14 protein-coding genes are annotated in these 19,062 nt (G+C 67.0%); 5 read left to right on the top strand and 9 right to left on the bottom strand.

Translation table 11 applies throughout. From position 1 onward, the window contains the following. Window positions 1-100: 100 nt before the first annotated feature. The 3 genes from OXF11_13325 to OXF11_13315 all read right to left on the bottom strand — a co-directional run bounded on the left by OXF11_13325 (window position 101) and on the right by OXF11_13315 (window position 4,152). The gene (locus OXF11_13325) at window positions 101-829 is read right to left on the bottom strand and encodes a dienelactone hydrolase family protein (protein MCY4488077.1); all 729 of its coding nucleotides are present in this window, start codon (window positions 827-829) and stop codon (window positions 101-103) included. 68 nt (window positions 830-897) lie between these two features. Further along, window positions 898-3,069 carry a TRAP transporter permease gene (locus tag OXF11_13320; GenBank protein ID MCY4488076.1) on the bottom strand — a complete coding sequence of 724 codons (2,172 nt, stop codon included), beginning with the start codon at window positions 3,067-3,069 and terminating at the stop codon, window positions 898-900. 117 nt (window positions 3,070-3,186) lie between these two features. Beyond that, complete coding sequence (locus OXF11_13315; GenBank protein MCY4488075.1) at window positions 3,187-4,152, bottom strand: TAXI family TRAP transporter solute-binding subunit; 966 nt, start codon at window positions 4,150-4,152, stop codon at window positions 3,187-3,189. A gap of 274 nt (window positions 4,153-4,426) precedes the next feature. Here OXF11_13315 and OXF11_13310 point away from each other — a divergent pair, with 274 nt between their 5' ends. The 4 genes from OXF11_13310 to metH all read left to right on the top strand — a co-directional run bounded on the left by OXF11_13310 (window position 4,427) and on the right by metH (window position 11,336). Continuing rightward, a complete protein-coding gene (locus tag OXF11_13310; GenBank protein ID MCY4488074.1) occupies window positions 4,427-5,830 on the top strand; it encodes a glutamine synthetase family protein in 1,404 nt (467 codons plus the stop codon). 1 nt (window position 5,831) lies between these two features. Continuing rightward, window positions 5,832-6,542, top strand: coding sequence for a gamma-glutamyl-gamma-aminobutyrate hydrolase family protein (locus OXF11_13305; protein MCY4488073.1), 711 nt, complete (start codon window positions 5,832-5,834; stop codon window positions 6,540-6,542). 69 nt (window positions 6,543-6,611) lie between these two features. After that, the gene (locus tag OXF11_13300) at window positions 6,612-7,400 is read left to right on the top strand and encodes a glucose 1-dehydrogenase (GenBank protein ID MCY4488072.1); all 789 of its coding nucleotides are present in this window, start codon (window positions 6,612-6,614) and stop codon (window positions 7,398-7,400) included. Window positions 7,401-7,655: 255 nt separating this feature from the next. Further along, window positions 7,656-11,336: a methionine synthase gene (gene metH, locus OXF11_13295; protein MCY4488071.1), complete on the top strand. Its 3,681-nt coding sequence runs from the start codon at window positions 7,656-7,658 to the stop codon at window positions 11,334-11,336. 93 nt (window positions 11,337-11,429) lie between these two features. Here the strand turns inward: metH and OXF11_13290 are convergent, their stop codons facing one another. The 4 genes from OXF11_13290 to OXF11_13275 all read right to left on the bottom strand — a co-directional run bounded on the left by OXF11_13290 (window position 11,430) and on the right by OXF11_13275 (window position 14,985). Further along, window positions 11,430-12,248, bottom strand: coding sequence for an alpha/beta hydrolase (locus tag OXF11_13290; GenBank protein MCY4488070.1), 819 nt, complete (start codon window positions 12,246-12,248; stop codon window positions 11,430-11,432). Continuing rightward, window positions 12,245-13,489 (bottom strand): LLM class flavin-dependent oxidoreductase, encoded by a 1,245-nt coding sequence (locus tag OXF11_13285; protein ID MCY4488069.1) that lies wholly within the window; start codon window positions 13,487-13,489, stop codon window positions 12,245-12,247. Before OXF11_13285 ends, OXF11_13290 begins: the two co-directional genes overlap by 4 nt. Before the next feature lie 66 nt (window positions 13,490-13,555). Continuing rightward, a complete protein-coding gene (locus tag OXF11_13280; protein MCY4488068.1) occupies window positions 13,556-14,122 on the bottom strand; it encodes a TIGR04211 family SH3 domain-containing protein in 567 nt (188 codons plus the stop codon). After that, window positions 14,122-14,985: an alpha/beta hydrolase gene (locus tag OXF11_13275; GenBank protein ID MCY4488067.1), complete on the bottom strand. Its 864-nt coding sequence runs from the start codon at window positions 14,983-14,985 to the stop codon at window positions 14,122-14,124. Before OXF11_13275 ends, OXF11_13280 begins: the two co-directional genes overlap by 1 nt. 208 nt (window positions 14,986-15,193) lie before the next feature. On the opposite strand from OXF11_13275, the gene OXF11_13270 reads away from it, so the two are divergent. Further along, window positions 15,194-16,537, top strand: coding sequence for an aminopeptidase P N-terminal domain-containing protein (locus OXF11_13270; GenBank protein ID MCY4488066.1), 1,344 nt, complete (start codon window positions 15,194-15,196; stop codon window positions 16,535-16,537). Here the strand turns inward: OXF11_13270 and OXF11_13265 are convergent. Together OXF11_13265 and OXF11_13260 are read right to left on the bottom strand one after the other, a co-directional pair. Then, window positions 16,534-16,719, bottom strand: a complete 186-nt coding sequence (locus OXF11_13265) for a hypothetical protein (protein MCY4488065.1) — start codon at window positions 16,717-16,719, stop codon at window positions 16,534-16,536. The two genes, OXF11_13270 and OXF11_13265, sit on opposite strands and share 4 nt — an antisense overlap. Window positions 16,720-16,819: 100 nt before the next feature. Continuing rightward, on the bottom strand, window positions 16,820-19,012 hold the full coding sequence (locus tag OXF11_13260; protein ID MCY4488064.1) for a phospho-sugar mutase: 2,193 nt from the start codon (window positions 19,010-19,012) through the stop codon (window positions 16,820-16,822). Window positions 19,013-19,062: the final 50 nt, after the last annotated feature.

Raw genomic sequence — 19,062 nt, 5'->3', positions numbered from 1 at the left:
TCACGGAGCTCGTAAGCGTGTCAACGGTCAGCGTGTGGAGGAAGGCGGGACTTGGCAAGTAGTCCAGGCCATTGCCAAGTCCCGTCCGTTGAGCGGTCGGTCAGCCCGAAAGATTGGCTTTGAAGAAATCCGCCGTGCGCTGCCACGCGTCCCCGGCGGCGTCCGGGTGCCAGCGGTCGGCGTTGGTGTTGTTGTTGAAGGCGTGCTTGGCGCCGTCGCCGTAGATCTTGAGGTCGATGCTCTTGCCCGCCTTGGCCAACGCTTCTTTCAGGGGGTCGATGCCGGGCATGATGTTGGGGTCGTCCTCGGCGTAGTTGCCCATGAGCGGGCAGGAGATGTCGGCCACCTGCTCCAGCGGATCGGGGTTGCGGCCGTAGTACACCACGGCGGCGTCGAGTTGGTTGCACTTGGTGGCGAAGTTGAGGGACTGGCCGCCGCCCCAGCAGTAGCCCACGACCCCGACTTTGCCGTTGGCGAAGCCCTGGCTCTTGAGGTACTCGACGGCGCTGGTCAGGTCTTCAACGCAGCCCGCCGGGTCCAGGCTCCGGATGGCGGCGATGGCGTCTTGCGAGCTCTGGTACTGGGCGGTGCCGCCGGTGCGTTGAAGCATGTCCGGAGCCAGGGCGGCGAAGCCCTCCTTGGCGAAGTGGCGCGCCACGTCCTTGATGTGGTCGACCAGGCCGACGTTCTCGTGAATGACGACGACGGAGCCCAGGCTGGCGCCGCCCTTGGGCCGCGACAGGTAGCCGGTGCAGCTTCCGTATTCCACCATTCCGGATTCGAGCCCGGGATCATTCTCGTCGACGAGATAGGGTATGGTATCCGCCATGTCTGAAAACCTCCTCGTTGTCAGTTGCGGTTTCAAATCACCCAAGTCAATAGCAGATACTCCACCCGCTACGCCGCCGCCAACCGCGACCCCCGCCTCCTCCTCTGCACCAGATACAGCCCGGCAAACAGCACCCAGGCGCCGAACTGGACGGTCATGCGCAGGGAGTCGGTGTCGCCCGCCAGGAGATCCGGCCGGAAGGCGCCGGCGCAGATTACGAACAGGAGAGCCCGCTCGGGCCAGCCGCAACGGTCGGCGAAGAACCCCTGCATGGCGGCGGCGAAGGCCATCATGGCCACTAGGCCGTTCACGATCACCCAGACGACGCTGAACATGTCGGTGAGCCAGATGATCGTGCCGTCGGCGGTTACGCCGGCGATCAGCAGCAACTCCAGGTTGAAGATGAAGACGAAGGGCAGGATCGCGGTGCGCAGGTCGTACGTAAACCCCTGGATCCCCGTCTTGATGGGGTCCGAGCCGGCAATGGCCGAGGCCGCGAAGGCCGCCAGGCCCACCGGCGGCGTGTCGTCGGCCAGAATCCCGAAGTAGAAGACGAACAGATGGGCCGCCAGCACCGGGATCACCAGACCCGCCTGCCCGCCCAGCGTGACGATCACCGGCGCCGTCAGCGTGGCCATGACGATGTAGTTGGCGGTAGTGGGGAGGCCCATGCCCAGGATCAGGCTCGTGGCCGCGGTCAGGATCAGCATGAGCACCACGTTGCCCAGGGAGATGATCTCGATGGCCTCGATGAACCGGCTGCTGAGGCCCGTCAGGGTCACGGTGCCGACGATGATTCCGGCGGCCGCGGTGGCCACCGCAATGGGCGCCATGTTGCGGGCGCCGGACACGCAGCCCTGCAAAATCTCGCGGACGCTGAGGACCAGACCCTGAAACACGGCCTGTCCGAGGGAGCCGGTCGCCAGGTTGTCGGGTGACGGTCGGAGAACCGCGGCGCAACTCTGCACCACCCGCTGGATGACCATGATGGCCAGGGTGAGCAGGATCGCGTTGAAGGCCGCGGAAACCGCGGAGAACCTGAGGATGACCAGCGTGTAGATCAGCGCCAGAATTGGGATCAGGAAGTGCGCACCCCTTAGGAACGTCGGCCAGAATCGGGGCAACTCTTCGTCCGGTATCGCGGTCAGGTCAAGCTTGAGGGCTTCGAGGTGGACGACGTAGAGCAGGGCGATGTAGGACAGAACCGCGGGAATCGCCGCCGCGGTGACGATGTCGATGTAAGGCAGCCCGAGGAACTCCGCCATGATGAAGGCCGCCGCCCCCATGACCGGCGGCAGGAGCTGTCCGTTGGTGCTGGCGCCGACTTCCACCGCGCCGGCCTTGTAGGCCGGCAGCCCCACCCGCTTCATGAGCGGGATGGTGAAAGTCCCCGTGGTGGCCACGTTGGCAATGGATGATCCCGACACCATGCCGGTCAGGCCCGACGCCAACACGGCGGCCTTGGCCGGTCCGCCGCGGAAACGGCCCACCATGGCGAAGGCCACCTGCACGAAGTACTCCGCCGCTCCCGCCCGGTCCAGCAGCGCCCCGAACAGCACGAACAGAAAAACGAAATCGGTGGATACACCCAGCGGCACACCCCAGATGCCGCTGTCCGACAGGTACATGTGGTCGACGACGAAGTCGAGGGGGATGCCGGGGTGGGCGAGAAACCTGGGCATGTACGGGCCGATGAAGCAGTAGAACAGGAAGACCGTGCCGAGCGCCGGCAGCGCCAGCCCCAGGGACCGCCGCGCGGACTCCAGCAGCAGGATGATGAACGCCGCGCCGATGTAGACGTCCCGCGCCAGCGGCAGGCCGGAACGCTGGATGATCCCCACGTAGTCCCAGGCCAGGTAGACGGTGCCGCAGCCGGCCAGGGCCGCGATGATGAAGTCGTACCAAGGGACCTTGACGGGGTCCCGCTTGCGCCGTCCTGGAAACAACTGCTGCATCAGCGCGTGAACGCGCTCCAGCGTCGCGGTCCGCCGTATGGCCGGAAAGGCCATGTAGACCAGCAGCACGGCGAAGGTCAGGTGAATACTGCGGGCGATGATGGAGTTGATGGGCCGGTAGGCGATGTAGAGCTGGAACAGCGACCAGCAGAGCGCAAGCACCCAGAGGAACCCCCCGACGGGACCGCCGGGGGAGCGGGTCTTACCTTCGCCCTCGCCCAACTCGGCCAACGCTTCGAGGTCGACGGTCTCGTCGGCTGTGTCGTCGCGATCGGTTGAATTCACGGGGCCGCCTGGCTGGCCTGTTGCCGTTGGTTCTTTCGTCAAGTGAATCGGCCCGGGGCCGGGCGATTCCGCCCGTGCCCCGAGCCGCGCGTCATTTCGGAAAAGAAGGCCGGTTGTTTACAGCCAGCCCTTCTCCTTGTAGTACTTCACCGCTCCCGGATGCATCGGAGCCGAGAGGCCCTTCAGCATGTCCTTTGGTTGCAGGTTCTTGAAGTTGGCATACGAGTTGCGGAGCGTGTCGAGGTTTTCGAAGATCGTCTTGACCACCTGGTAGACCGAGTCGGCTGGTTCCTGCTCACCGGTGACGAAGGTCGCCTTCACGGCATAGGTCTCAACGTCCTTGTCTACGCCCTTGTAGGTCCCGCCGGGTATCTTGGTCATGACGTAGTAGGGGTTGTCCTTCACCAGCTTCTGGATCGGCGCCGTGTTCACCGGAACGACGTCGATGGCGGTGCTGTTGGCGATCTCCAGACCGCCGCCCCAGGGAACGCCGATGGTGTAGAAGAACGCATCGATCTTCTTGTCCACCAGCGCGCGGTTGGCCTCGTTCTGTTGCAGACCTTCGGCCTTGATGTCCTTGTCCTTGTCGATGCCCGAGAGGCGCAACACATCCTCCGCGTTGCCCCGCTGTCCCGAGCCGGGGTTCCCGATGTTTACGCGCTTGCCCTTGAGGTCGGCGATGGACTTGATCCCGGTGTCCTTGCGGGTGACGAGCATGATCACCTCGGGATGGACGCTGAAGACCGTGCGCAGTCCCGTCTGGGGCTTGCCGTTCCAGTCCTTCTTGCCGTTGGTGGCCTGCCAGACGCGGTCGGACTGGGCCACGCCGTAGTTCAGCAGTCCCCGCTTGATGGCATTGATGTTGAAGACCGATCCCAAGGCCGGCCGGCCGATACAGTTGTAGCCCTTGCTCCCCAGTTTGTCGTTGACGATCTTGCAGATGTTGAGGGCCACCTGGTAGTAGACGCCGGTCGTGGAACCGCCGCCGACCACGAGGTAGTTCTGAGCGGATGCATCCTTGGCCGTCGCGGCCAAGGCGCCGCAGAGTGCCAAGCCGAGCGCGAATACGAGAAAACGCTTCATGGTAACCTCCTTGTAGGTTAGGTTTACGGACTTGAGAGCTACTGCAACCAACAGTCGTTGTCCATGCCACATCAGGTGGGGCAATGCAACCTGAACCGGTTCGAGATCAACCCGTTTGCGAATCGCCGATTGCCAATAAGCTATTGAACCGCGTCGGGTTTATGGGCACCCTAGGACCGCCCGCGGGCGCGCCGGCGCTCCGGCGAGTGGATATTTCCGGCATCCTGGGTTAGGACACTAGGAAACCCCGAGGCGGGTTGGCGCGGAATCCATCATGGCAAAAGAGGAACGAAAGATCGAAAACGGCGCCGCCGAGGTCACCGGCATGCTCACCGTCGACCAGCTCCGGGCGTCGGTGACCGCCGGCGAGCTGGATACGGTCGTGGTCGCCTTCACCGACCTGTATGGCCGTTTGTTGGGCAAGCGCCTGGACGCGGAGTTCTTTCTCGACACCGCGGCCGCGGGCGGCACTCACGTGTGCGACTACCTCCTGACCGTGGACATGGAGATGGAGCCGGTGCAGGGGTACCGGCTGGCCAACTGGAAGCGCGGTTACGGCGACGTCCATCTGGTGCCGGATCTGACGACGCTGCGGCGTCTGAGCTGGCAGGACCGGACCGCGCTCGTGCTGTGCGACGTCAAGGAGAACGTCTCCCACGAGCTGGTGCCTGAAGCGCCCCGGTCGGTGCTGCGCGGCCAACTGCAGCGCGCCGGCGCCCTGGGGTACGAGGCCATGGCGGGGTCGGAGCTGGAGTACTATCTCTTCGAGAACTCCTACCGGCAGGCGGCGGAAAAGCATTACCTGGACCTTGCTCCGGCGGGTGGCTACATCGAGGACTACCATGTGCTCCAGGCCTTCCGGGAGGAGGGCTTCCACGGCGCCGCCCGGCGCCATCTGCGGGACTCCGGCGTTCCGGTGGAAAGCTCCAAGGGCGAGTGGGGACCGGGCCAGCACGAGTTGAACGTGCGCTACGCCGACGTGCTCACCATGGCCGACCGCCACTGCGTCTACAAGGAGTGCCTCAAGGAAATAGCCGAGCAGATGGGGCTCAGCGTCACCTTCATGGCCAAGTTCGCGACCGAGTTGGCGGGCTCGAGCTGTCACGTGCATTTGAGCCTGTGGCGCGACGGCGGCAACGCCTTCGCCGGGACCGGCGCGAGCGGTTTCTCCGACGTGTTCCGATGGTTCCTCGGCGGCTGGCTGGCGCATCTGCCCGAGACCATGGTGTTCTACGCGCCCACGGTCAACTCGTACAAACGCTACCGCGCGGAGTCCTGGGCGCCCACCGGCGTCGGCTGGAGCCACGACAACCGCACCGCCGGTTTCCGGGTGCTGGGGCAGGGCAAGGGTGCCCGGATCGAGTGCCGCGTGCCCGGCGCGGACTGCAACCCCTATCTCGCCTATGCCGCCGCGCTGGCCGCCGGCGTGGACGGCATCCGGCACCGGACCGAGCCGCCGCCGGCCTTCGACGGCAACCTGTACGCCGCCGGCGACGTGCTCCAGGTACCGGGGTCCCTGGGGGAGGCAACGGACCTCTTCGCGGAGAGCGAGTTCGCGCGCGAAAGCTTCGGCGCGGAGGTGGTGGAGCACTACGCGCATTTCTTTCACACCGAGGAACGGAAGTACCGCGACGCCGTCACCGACTGGGAAAGGAAACGCTATTTCGAGCGGATCTGAAATGCGCGCCACCGACACGCCGTTCATCGGCATCACCACCTACGGGCGCGGCCCGCACAACCGGTTCATCCTGCCCGCGGAGTACGTGGACGCGGTGCGCCGGGCCGGCGGCATCCCGTTGCTGCTGCCGCCCGGGGAAGAGCGCCTGGACGCGGTCCTGCCGCTGCTCAAGGCGGTGGTGCTCAGCGGCGGCGGCGACCTCGACCCCGACCTCTACGGCGGCAGCCAGCACGAGACCATCTACATGGTGGAACCGGAACGGGACCGTTCCGAGATCGACCTCGCCCGGCGCGTATTCGATCTGGAGGTCCCCACCCTGGCCATCTGCCGCGGCAGCCAGATCCTGAACGTCGCCAAGGGCGGGACCCTGATCGAGCACCTGCCCGACGAGGTGGGAGAGACGGTGAACCACCGGGTGCCGCCGCGCGAGCCCACGCCCCACCCGATCCGGGTGGACCCGGCATCCCGGCTGGCCGGTATCCTCGGAGCCACTGATTTTTCGTGCATGTCGTGGCACCACCAGGCCATGCGCAGGGTGGCGCCGGGATTCGAGGTGGTGGCGCACGCTCCGGACGGTACCATCGAGGGGCTGGAGATGCCCGCGCACCCCTGGCTGGTGGCGGTGCAGTGGCACCCGGAGTTGACGGCGGCGGAGGACCCCATCCAGCAGCGTCTGTTCGACGCCTTGGTGGAGGCCGCGGGAACACGCTGAGCGGAGGCCGCCGAATGGGTGTCTCGTGCGCAAGAGCACCTCGGCGCAAGCCGTCGTTCGATTGACCCCATGCGTTTGAAGGACAAGGTCGCCCTCATCACCGGCGGCGCCAGCGGCATCGGCCGGGAGACGGCTCTGCTGTTCGCCCAGGAGGGTGCGCGGGTGGTCATCGCGGACGTCGACGACCGGAGCGGCAAGCGTCTGGCGGGGCGGATCAAGCGGGCCGGCGGCGAGGCGGCTTACTGCCACGCGGACGTTTCCCGGGACGGCGATTGCGCGCGCATGGTGGCCGCGGCGGAAGCCGAGTTCGGCGCGCTCCACGTCCTCTTCAACAACGCCGGCATCATGCTGGCCGAGGACGCGGACGCGGTGGCGACGTCGGAGGAGGTGTGGGACCGGACGCTGGCGGTGAATCTCAAGGGGGTGTTCCTGGGCTGCAAGCACGGGATTCCGGCGTTGCGCCGGGCGGGCGGCGGGTCGGTCATCAATACGGCGTCGTTCGTGGCCCTCATGGGGGCGGCCACGCCGCAGCTTGCCTACACCGCCAGCAAGGGGGGCGTGGTGGCCATGACCCGTGAGTTGGCGGTGCTCCACGCGCGCGAGAACATCCGTGTGAACGCGTTGTGCCCGGGTCCGCTACGCACGGAGTTGCTCATGAAGGTTCTCGACACCACGCGCAAGCAACGGCGGCGCCTGGTGCACATCCCCATGGGGCGTTTCGGCGAGGCCCGAGAGATCGCCCGGGCGGCACTGTATCTGGCCAGCGACGAATCGTCGTTCGTCACGGGCACGGAGTTCGTCGTCGACGGCGGCATCACCGCGGCCTACGTCACGCCGGAGGCGGGGCGGCCGCGCTAGTGTCCTGCGTCACAAATAGCTTGATGAAACCGCGAGGGCATTTTTGTCGTCGGCAAGGCGCGATGACGAGCAGTGGCGGGCACCACGCGAGGAAGAGCAACGCAGCCGACGGCGAAAAGGACCCGCGGTTTCATCAAGCTATTTGTGACGCAGGACACTGGTGTACCGCGTCACGAACAGGCTCATGAATATGCGAGAGCAGATTCACAAGCCTGTTCGTGACGCAGCACACCGAGGAAAGGAGCAGGCGAGGGCATGTCGGCACGGGTGCTGCAAGAACTTCTGACGGACCGGATACTATTGTTCGACGGGGCCATGGGCACGCGCATCCAGGCGCTCGCCCTCGGGGAGGCGGAATTCCGCGGCGCGCGCTTCGGCGAGCACCCGAAACCGCTCAAGGGCTGCAACGACATCCTGTGTCTGACCCAGCCCCAGGCCATCGAGAAGATCCACGAAGAATACCTGGAGGCGGGTGCCGACATCGTCGAGACCAACACGTTCAACGCCAACGCCATCTCGCTGCTCGACTACGGCATCGAAGACCTGGCCTACGAGATCAATGCGGCCGCCGGGGCCGCGGCGCGGCAGGCGGTGGACCGGTTCAACGCCCGGGACGGCGGCTCTCGCCTGGTGGCTGGGTCGCTGGGGCCCACCAACCGGACGGCCTCCATGTCGCCGGACGTCAACGACCCGGGTTTCCGCGCGGTCACCTTCGACGATCTGGCGGCGGCCTACTACGATCAGGTTCGTGGCCTCGTGGATGGAGGAGTCGACCTGCTGCTGCCGGAGACGACCTTCGATACCCTGAACCTCAAGGCCTGCCTGTTCGCCATCACGCGGCTCATGGAGGAGCGCGAACTGTCGCTGCCGGTGCTGGCCTCCGTGACCATCACCGACCTGAGCGGGCGCACCCTCTCCGGCCAGACCCTGGACGCGTTCTTGACCTCCATCGGCCACGCGGATCTGGCCGCGGTGGGGATCAACTGCGCCTTCGGACCGCATCAGATGAGCCCCTTCGTGGAGGAGCTGTCGCGACTGTCGCACCTGCCGGTGTTCGCCTATCCCAACGCGGGCCTGCCCAACGAGTTCGGCGGCTACGACATGGGGCCGGACGAGTTGGCCGGGGCGCTGACCGAGTGGGCGCGGGAGGGTTGGCTCAACCTCGTGGGCGGGTGCTGCGGCACCACCCCGGAGCACATCGCGGCGCTCCGGGAAGCGGTCGAGGGTCTGCGTCCGAGAACGGCTCCCGAGTCCGACGGCTTCACCCATCTCAGCGGGCTGGAACGGCTGGTAATCCGGCCGGACACGAACTTCATCATGGTGGGCGAGCGCACCAACGTCGCCGGCTCGCGGAAGTTCGCCCGGCTGATCCGCGAGGAACAGTACGAAGAGGCGGTGGTCATCGCGCGCGAGCAGGTGGAGGGCGGCGCCAACATCATCGACGTCAACATGGACGAGGGCATGCTCGACTCACCCGAGGCCATGACCGCGTTCCTGAACCACGTGGCCGCGGAGCCGGAGATCGTGCGCGTGCCGGTGATGCTCGACAGCTCCAACTTCTCGGTCATCGAGGCCGGGCTCAAGTGCGTCCAGGGCAAGGGCGTGGTGAACTCCATCTCGCTCAAGGAAGGGGAGGACGCCTTCCGGCATCAAGCGCGCCTGGTGAAACGTTACGGCGCCGCGGTCATCGTCATGGCTTTCGACGAGGAGAAGCAGGCGACGACGGTGGAAGAGCGGGTGACGGTGTGCGGGCGCGCACATCGCATCCTCACCGAGGAGGTCGGTTTCGACGAGGCCGACATCATCTTCGACACCAACATCCTCTCCGTGGCCACGGGCATCGAGGAGCACGCCGAGTACGCCATGAACTTCATCGAGGCGGCGCGGCGGCTCAAGGCGCTGTTCCCGCGCTGTCACATCTCCGGCGGAGTGAGCAACATCTCGTTTTCCTTCCGCGGCAACGACCGGGTGCGCGAGGCCATGCACGCGGCGTTCCTCTACCACGCCATCCAGGCGGGCATGGACATGGGCATCGTCAACGCCGGCCAGCTCGCGGTGTACGAGGACATACCGGCGGACCTGCGGGAGCTGGTGGAAGACGTGCTCTTCAACCGGCGGCCGGACGCCACGGAGCGGCTGGTGGACTTCGCCGAACAGATGAAGGACGCGGGCCCGGTGGCCGTGGAGGAGCAGGCCTGGCGCGAGGAACCGGTGGAGAGCCGGCTCTCCCACGCGCTGGTAAGGGGGATCGCGGACTACATCGACGAGGACGTGGACGAAGCCCTGGAGCAGTACGAGCGCCCGCTGCACATCATCGAGGGGCCGCTCATGGACGGCATGAGCGTGGTCGGCGACCTGTTCGGGTCGGGCAAGATGTTCCTGCCCCAGGTGGTGAAGAGCGCGCGGGTGATGAAGCGTGCCGTGGCGCGCCTGACCCCGCTGATGGAGGCCGAGAGCGCGGCGGCGGGCGGCGGCATGAAGCGCGCCAAGCTCGTGTTCGCCACCGTCAAGGGCGATGTCCACGACATCGGCAAGAACATCGTCGGCGTGGTGCTGCGCTGCAACAACTACGAAGTCATCGACCTGGGCGTCATGGTGCCGGCGGACCGGATCATCGATACCGCAACGGCGGAGAACGCCGACGCCATCGGCTTTAGCGGCCTCATCACGCCGTCCCTGGACGAGATGGTGCACGTGGCCGGCGAGATGGAGCGGCGCGGCCTCGAGCTGCCGCTGCTCATCGGCGGCGCCACCACGAGCAAGCGCCACACCGCCGTGAAGATCGCCCCCGCCTACGGCCGTGAGACCGTGCACGTGCTGGACGCGTCCCGCGCCGTACCCGTGGTGCAGGACCTGTTGGACCCCGATGCCCGCGCGGCCCTGGACGCCGCCAACCGCGCCGACCAGGAACGCATGCGGGAAGAGTACGAGACCCGGGTGGGCACGCGGCTTCTGAGCTATGCGGATGCGCTGGAGCGGCGTTGCCGGATCGACTGGGAGGACTGCGAGCCGGATGTCCCCGAGTTCACCGGCAGCCGGGCGCTGCGGGAGTTCCCGCTGGCCGACCTCGTCCGGTACATCGACTGGTCGCCGTTCTTCCACACCTGGGAGATCCGCGGCCGCTACCCCGAGTTGCTGGACGACCCCGTGCGCGGCCCCGCGGCGCGGGAGCTCTTCGCCAACGCCCGCGAACTGCTGGACCGGATCGTCGGGGAGGGCCTCCTGACGGCCCACGGCGTCTACGGCTTCTATCCCGCCAACGCCGACGGCGACGACATCGTGCTGTTCACCGACGCGACCCGGAGCGCCGAGCTGACCCGCTTGCACACCCTGCGCCAGCAGAAGGAGGCGCGCAAGGGCACCCCCCAGTACGCCCTGGCGGACTTCGTGGCGCCGCGGGACTCCGGCCGCGAGGACTACATCGGCGCGTTCGCGGTGACCACCGGGCACCGCTCGGACGAGATGGCCAAGACCTTCGAGGCCGAGCACGACGACTACAACGCCATCATGACCAAGGCCCTGGCCGACCGCCTGGCCGAGGCCTTCGCCGAGTGCCTGCACGCCCGGGCGCGGCGTGAGTGGGGCTACGGCAAGGACGAGCAGTTGAGCCACGAGGACCTGATCCGGGAGCGCTACCGCGGCATCCGCCCCGCGCCCGGCTACCCCGCTACGCCGGACCACACGGAAAAGCCCATCCTGTTCAACCTGTTGAACGCGCCCGAGGCCACGGGCATCCAGCTCACCGAGAATTTCGCCATGTGGCCCGCCGCCTCGGTCTGCGGCCTCTACCTCGCCAACCCGGCCGCGCGCTATTTCGCGGTCAGCGCCGTGGGCCGCGACCAGGTGGAAGCCTACGCCGCGCGCAAGTCCATGATGGTAGGAGAAGTGGAACGGTGGCTGGGACCGGTGCTGGGGTATGAGCCGGGCAAGGGCTGACCGCCCCGGCTCGGCTACGAAATGGCACCAACGTTCCGAATCGTCATTCCCCCGGAAGCGGGAATCCAGGGGTGGGGTGGGTGGCGCTTCCCGTCAACCCGCCAGAAAACCCGTCACCAGCGCCGCCGTGGCCTCCGGGTCCTCCGCCTGGGGGCTGTGGCCGGTTCCCTTGACCAACTGGACGCCGTTGGAACCGGAAATGCCCTCCGCGTAGGCCTCGCCGTGGGCCGGCGGGACCATGCGGTCGGACTCACCCCACACCACCAGCGTCGGCGCGGAGATGCGGCGCAGCCGGCTTCTCAGCGAGCGGTTGTAGAAGTAGGGCGGGCTGAAGCCGAACCGGTTGGTGAAGCGTATCATCTGGTAACGCCGCAGCTCGTCCTCAATGTTCTCGGCCCGGCCGTCGGGGAACAGCGCGTGCCCTACCGGTGTACTGTCGCTTGCGAACAGCATGGCGCGGAGTTCGGAGTAGTCGGTGCCGCGCACCGGGTGGGACATCATGAAGATGTCGCCGATGGGCGCTCCGGGGACGAACAGGCCCGACGCGTCGATGAGCGCCAGCCGGCGGACCTTCTCGGGGTGTCTCGCGGCCAACTCGGCAGCCATCCATCCTCCGACACAGGTTCCCACCAAGTCGAACCGCTCGAGTCCGAGGGCGTCGATGACCTCCAGGTAGTGGAATATCAGGTCCTCCGCGGACTCCAGGTACTCGATCTCGTCCGACGCGGCGCACCCCGGGTGGGCCGGGGCGTAAAGCCGGCAGCTTTCCATGAGCTTCTCGTGGAACGGCATCCAGCCTTCCGTGACCGCGTGCACGTCGGCGAAGCCGTGCAGATAAAAAGTGGGCTCGCCCGCGCCGTCCTCCAGCACCGAAACCTTGCGACCGTTGATCTCGATGGCCCGCGCGCTCATGCCACCGTCCCCGCGGCAAGGGTCTCTTCCATCCTCGGATAGGCCTTGGCGAACACCCGCGCGGAGTCCTCCCGCAGGGCCGGCGCCACCTCGGTGGCGAACAGGCGCTGGCTCTTGAGCGCCAGCTCGCTCGGCATGTTGCCGAGATGGAACTGGATCAGCAGGTTCCCCACCTGCGACTTCTCGATGAGGTCCAGGATCTTGCGGTGCACGGTCTCGGGACTGCCCACCACGATGGACTGGGCCTTGTCCAGTTCGTCCCAGTCGTTGACGTCCCCCAGCATGGCGCGGTTCGGATCGGAGTGCTTCAGGAACTCCTTCCAGGCGGGCGCCGGGATGTAGGGCACGCCGGCGCCGAAGGTGAGCTGGCGCCCTTCCTTGCGCAGGTGCCCCTTGAGGCAGTTGCGCAGGAAGTACCAGACGCCTTCCTCGCACTCCTCCTTGGCCTGCGCGTCGGTCTCGCTCACGTAGGCCGACATCAGGATGCCCATGCGATATGGCTGGTAGCTGTCGCCGTGATCCTCCAGCACCTTGGAGAACTGCTCGCGCGCCTTGTAGGTCTCGCCGCCGTGGCTCCGGGAAGAAAGAAAGTAGCAGTAGCCGCGCTTGGCCACCTCCGTCAGGGTCGACGCGCTACGGGAACCGGGGACCCAGATGGGAGGGTGGGGCTTTTGGGTGGGCTTGGGCCACGGGTTGACGTAGCGCAGCGGATAGTAGCGGCCCTCGTGGTTGAACGGGCCGTCATCGGTCCACGCGCGCACCACCAGGTCCATGGCCTCCCAGAACCGCTCCCGCGAGGTCACCGAGGGGATGTCGTAGTTGTAGTTCTCCGGGCCGCCGCCGGGGGCAAACCCCGCGATAATGCGCCCGTTGCTCATGTTGTCGAGCATGGCGTACTCTTCGGCCACCCGGAGCGGGTTGTTGTGCAGCGGCAGCAGGTTCCCAAGAACGCAGATCTTGGCCTTGCTGGAGCGCTGCGTCAACGCCGCGGCGATGAGGTTGGGCGAGGGCATCAGGCCGTAGATGTTCTGGTGATGCTCGTTCAGCACCAGCCCGTCGAAGCCCAGGTCGTCGGCGTAGGCGAGCTGGTCGATGTATTCCTGGAAAAGGCCGCGGGACTTCTCCGAATCCCACAGGCTGTTGGGAACCGTCACCCAGCCCGTGTCGTACTTCTCATCGAAGTCCGCGGGCAGATGCGGGTAGGCCATGAAATGCCAGCAGAAAAGTTGTACCGGGTGCATCCTCGTATCCTCCATGCCCTGCCCCAACTGGATTCCCGCTTCCGCGGGAATGACGTATTGAGGCGACTAGGTAAAGCTCCGGGCGCGCGCCTTCCTCCTCAACCGTACCCGGGTCATCCCCATGAGCCAGCCGACGAGGAGCACGCCGGCGCCGCTGCCGAACCACCACAGGCGCTCGTCTCGTTCCAGGTTGGCGCTTTCCTGTTGCAGGCGTTGCAACTGGCGCCGCTCGCCCTCGTGATCCTCCGTGAGCTTGTCATTGCGCGCCACGAGATCCCGGTTCTCGTTGCGCAGCCGCTGGAGCTCGGTCGCCTGGGTGTCGACCACTGCGGTCAGCTCTTCGAGGCGCCGTTCCGGCGGGGCCTCGTTCGTGAGAAAGCTCTTGAGCACGTAGCCTTCACGCCCGTCCGGAAGGGACACAAGGTTGTAGTCGCCGTCCTCGCCGAGGATGTCCATCTCGTTGCCCGTGCGCAGCACCGCAAGGATACGGTGCTCCACGCTTGGTCCCGAGCGCAGCATGACCTCGCGATAGCCGCTGATGTACGCGGATTGCGCGTGGCACAACGCGCTGAGTGCAAGAACCCACAGGGCCGCGAGCGCCACGCGGCGGGCGGTCACCGACGCTTGCTCCATCAGAGACAACCCATCTGACCTAACACGGTACGCGACATGAGGCTGCCCCGTTCGCCTAGTTGTCCCGAAACGGAGAAGTGGTGTGTGCCCGGCACTTCCAGGAAACTGCAGTCGAGGCCCCGCTCCTGGCAGAGGGTGAAGAAGTCCCTGGACATGCCGATCCACCCGCGGGTCTCCGCCCCGCCCACCGCCACCACGAACGGGGTCCGGTCCAGGGGCGGATGCAGCATGGCGCTGATCTCCCGGGCGATATCGGGGGTCAGGCGGATGTCCTCGTTGGACGAGATATAGAAGACCGGGTCGGGGTCATACACACCGGTGATGGCCACGGCCGCCTTGATGATGTCCTCGGGGAGACCATCCTCTTCCCAGCGATGGCTGAGGGCCCTGGCCGTCAGGTGGCCGCCGGCCGAGGACCCCGACAGGTAGAGCCGCTCCGGGTCGCCGCCGTACTCGGCGATGTGGCGGTACACCCACGCGATCCCTTCTCGGGTCTCGCGCATGATGTCGGCCACGGTGACCTGCGGACAGAGGTCGTATTCCAGCAGCACCAGGGTCACCCCGGCCTCGACGAACGGATCGGCGAAGAAGCTGTACTGGTCCTTGTTGCCGCCCCGCCAGTACCCGCCGTGGATGTAGACCTGCACCGGAGCGCCGGGCTGCTCCGCCGGGAAGATGTCAAGCGTCATTCGCGGGCCGTCGCCGTAACGCACGTCGCGGTGGTGCTTGAACTGGGCCCGGGCGGCCTCGCTGGCCCTGTCCCGCTCCTCCTGCAACCGCGCGTATTCGGTAACCGTGAAGCGAGGGTTGAACTGGTATTCCATCTCCTCGCGGCGAAAGTCCTTGTACACCGTTTCCGCCATGCGCATTCCTCCTTGGCCTGTGTCCCTGCGCGGGCTTGCGAAGCTCCGCGAGCCCTCTTTGGGCGAATGCCCGGAATGATGAGGGGGGACGGCTGAGTTCCGGATTGTGTACCAGATCGGGCCGCGTGAAGCGAGAAGAAAGATTCGGTTCGGCGTCCGTTTGCCTCCCCGCCTTGTCACCGGCGGAATCTTGCCGTAAGCAGACGGTATGGACGCAACCACCTATGCGGAGCGGCGCGGTGCCTTCATGGAGCGCATGGGCGAGGGCGTGGCCATCATTCCGGCGGCGCCCCAGTCCACTCGGTCCAACGACGTGGAGTACCGCTACCGGCAGGACAACGACCTGCTTTATCTGAGCGGCTTTCCGGAGCCCAACTGTCTTTGCGTGCTGGTGCCGGGGCACGAGGCGCAACGCTTCGTACTCTTTGTGCAGCCGCGGGACCGGGAGAAGGAGACCTGGACGGGGAAGCGCTACGGGACCGAGGGGGCGAAGGAGGTGTTCGGGGCGGACGCGGCCTACACCATCGATCAGGTGAAGGAGGTTCTTCCGGGGCTTCTGGCCGGGGCGGACCGGGTGTACTTCGCGCCGGGGCGGGACGAGCGCATGAACGCTCTGATCCAGGGGCTTCTCGACGCCAGCCGGTCCGGGCGCGCGCGCACCGGCCGGGGGGTGGTGTCGCTGGTGGACCCGGCCTCCATCCTGCACGAAATGCGGCTTTTCAAGTCGTCCGGTGAACTGGACCTCATGCGCAAGGCGGTGGCGGCGTCGGAACGGGCTCACGCCGCGGCCATGCGGGCGGCGCGCGACGGCGCGTGCGAGTACGAGCTTGAGGCCTTGCTGGAATACCACTTCCGCGCGGCCGGCGGGTCGGGCATGGCGTATCCCTCCATCGTCGCCTCCGGAGCCAACGCCACCATCCTCCACTACACGCAGAACGACCGCCGCATGCGCGACGGCGACCTCGTGCTCATCGACGCGGGCGCGGAGTTCGACGGCTACTGCTCGGACGTCACGCGCACGTTCCCGGTGGCGCCGGCCTACTCGCCGCCCCAGCGGCGCATCTACGAGACCGTGCTGCGGGCGCAGAAGGAGGGCATTGCGCTGGTGCGGCCGGGCGTGTCCATGGAGGACATCCACCGGCGCGCCACGGAAGTGCTGGTGGAGGGACTGCTCGATACCGGGCTGCTGTCAGGGAAGGCCGATGAACTGATCGAGCAGGGCGAGCACGCCAGGTTCTACATGCACCGGACCGGCCACTGGCTAGGGCTGGACGTGCACGACGTGGGCCGGTACCGGATCGACGGCGCCGTGCGTCCGCTGGAGCCCGGCATGGTGCTCACGGTGGAGCCCGGGCTCTACATCGCCGAAGACGTGGACGGGGTGAGCGACGACTACCGCGGGATCGGGGTCCGCATCGAGGACGACGTCCTGGTCACCGACGCGGGCCACGAGGTGCTGTCGGCCGCGATTCCCAAGGAAGTGGACGCCATCGAGGCGATCCGGCGCGAAGCGCTGGCGAGCCCGAGCCCGGCACCGCCTCTGTCTACCTAACCGCAGCCCAGACAGCGGACGGTCTCGAAGAGAGCCTTTTCGTCGGTGGCGGTGCGCGCGTGGTCCAGCACGATGCGCAGCGCCTTGGATGCGTCGGCGATCTGGTACTTCTCCGTCATGGCTTCCAGCCATTCCCGTTGCGCGCGCTCGATTTCCACGCTGGTGTTGATCTTGTCCTTCATCGGGTGCTCCTTTCTCAACCTGTCAGGCGAATGTTCGGAACCTTTCGTCAGTCGATAGGCACGCAAGCCGGATTTGCCGAAGGCGTGATCCGACAGGCGACTACAAGCCACGCTCCGCCCAGTTCTCGAGTTCTTCCACCAGGGTCATGCCGGCCTCGCGGCGCCACTGGCGGCACAGGTACGCCAGCGCGGGCTTGAGGGCGGGTAGGGGGTCTGACGCCGGGGTCATGGCGGCCGCTTCGCGCCGCAGCCAATCCAGCAACCCGTCGACGCCGGCGAACTTCCCGCTCTTCATGGCATCGCGCAGGCGCGGCACGGTCTCCCGGCCGAAGCGTTGCTTGCCTTCCAGGTCGATGATGTCGGGCAGCAGCAGCGCGGCTTCGTCGAGGGAGACGTCGATGCGCGAGAGCATCTCGTTGTACACGGTACGGACGACCGCGTCGGCCCTGGCCCTTATCTGCCGCAGCAGGTCGGTGCCGCCAGCGTCCAGTGTTTCTCCGTCCGGCAGCAACTGGCAGTAGAGCTTGAGCTTGGGTTCGGTGCCGGACGGGCGCATGGTGATGACGAAGCGGTCGGTGTGGGCCTGGAGGACGTTCCGCGGCAGCCGGTCGGTTTCGCTGGCGATGGGGCCGAAGCGCTCCGGGTCCCAGTAGTCGACGAAGCGTTGCACCGGGCGTCCGCCGAGTTCCCGGGGCGGCGCCTCCCGCAGCGCCGCCATGATGCGGTCCTTCTTGCGCGACCCTTCCGCGCCGGCCAGGGCGATGCTGCGGTTGACGTTGTCGTAGCCGCCCAGCTCCCGCAGCATGGCCACGTAGTAGTCCAGCATGGTGCGACCCTCGTCCAGCAGCCGCTGGTACAGGCCCGCCAGCACCATGCACGCCGGGGTGGCGTCCTTGTCGCGGATGCCCGGGGCCATGACCACGCCGTGGCTCTCCTCGGCGGCGAGGACCAGGTCCCCCGGCGCACAGGCGATGTCCTTGTAGCGGCCGGTGCGCTCCAGGGTCTTGAGCACGTCGGCCACGTACTTGAAACCCACCAGCAGGTCGTCGATGAGCCACGAATCGCCGGCCTCGGCCACGACCCTCCCCAGCAGCTTCGTGGTCACCAGGGTCTCCATCACCAGCCCCCGGCGGCGCGGCCCCTCGGGGTCGAGCATGAGATGGTGGCACAGGATGGCGGCGATCTGGTTGCCGTCGAAGTGGTACCAGGAGCCGTCCTCCAGGCGCGCCTCCATGCCGATGCGGTCGGCGTCGGGGTCGCTGGACAGGACGATGCCGGCGCCGTGGCGGTCGGCGAACTCCCGCGCCGGCGCGGTGGCATGAGGCACCTCCGGATTGGGTGCCTTGAAGGGGATGGCGGCGAAGCTCCCGTCGAGTCCCTGGTCGGGCGGCATGAGCACCGGGAAGCCCAGCCGCTCCAGCACCGGCTTCACCGTGTGCACGCCGCAGCCGCACAGGGGCGTGTAGACCACCGGCGCGTCGGCCCGGGGGGGATAGAGGTTGCCGTACAGGTCCACGTAGGTGTCGACGTAGGCGGTGTGCAGGTCCCCGGGCAAGGGGCGGATCATCTCCGTACGCAGCCCCTCCGCGAACGGCACGGTGCGCACGGCCGTGGCCCGATCCATGGCGTCCACCAGCCGCTGGTCCTCGGGGGCGACGGGCTGGCTGCCGTAGGAATCGTAGACCTTGATGCCGTTGTCGTCCGGGGGGTTGTGGGACGCCGAGACGTTCATGCCGCCGCCGGCACCCAGTTGCACGATGTAGAAGGAAAGCTCCGGCGTGCTGGTGACGGCGTGGTCGTCTTCCGGCTCCGCCAGATATGCGACGATGCCGTTGGCGGCGTAGATCTCGCACGCCAGTCTCGCCAGCGAACGCGACGACACGCCCAGCAGGGGATGCCGCGGACCCAGGAACGCGTACACTTCGGCGTTGTCGGCGAAGACGCGCACGTCGTTGGCCACCACCACGCTGAGCGCGGCGTCGGGCGACTGCTCCCGCAGGTAGTTCGCGTGCCCCTGCGCGGTCATGGCCACCGTCGACGGGTTCATCCGGTTGGCGCCGTAGCCCATGGGGCCGCGCCGCCCGCCCGTGCCGAAGGGAAGCACCTGCCGGAAGGCGTCGAACACCAGCGCCGCGTGAGGTTCGTCCAGATGCCGCTCGATCATTTCCGGCTTGGCGTAGGGAATTGCGCCGCTGATCCAGCGGCGCAGGCGGGCGGCGGCCTCGGTGCCGGTGGCGCCGTAGCGCTCCGTCAGCAGGGTGCACATCCGGTCCAGTCGCGCGGGGTCGGTCATGTTGAGCGGTCCATGTCGGGAATGGCGTCTTCTGAAATAACGTCCTTCGA

The organism is Deltaproteobacteria bacterium (assembly GCA_026712905.1).
GTDB lineage: Bacteria > Desulfobacterota > Binatia > UBA9968 > JAJDTQ01 > JAJDTQ01.
This window is presented reverse-complemented; position numbering and strand designations above follow the sequence as displayed.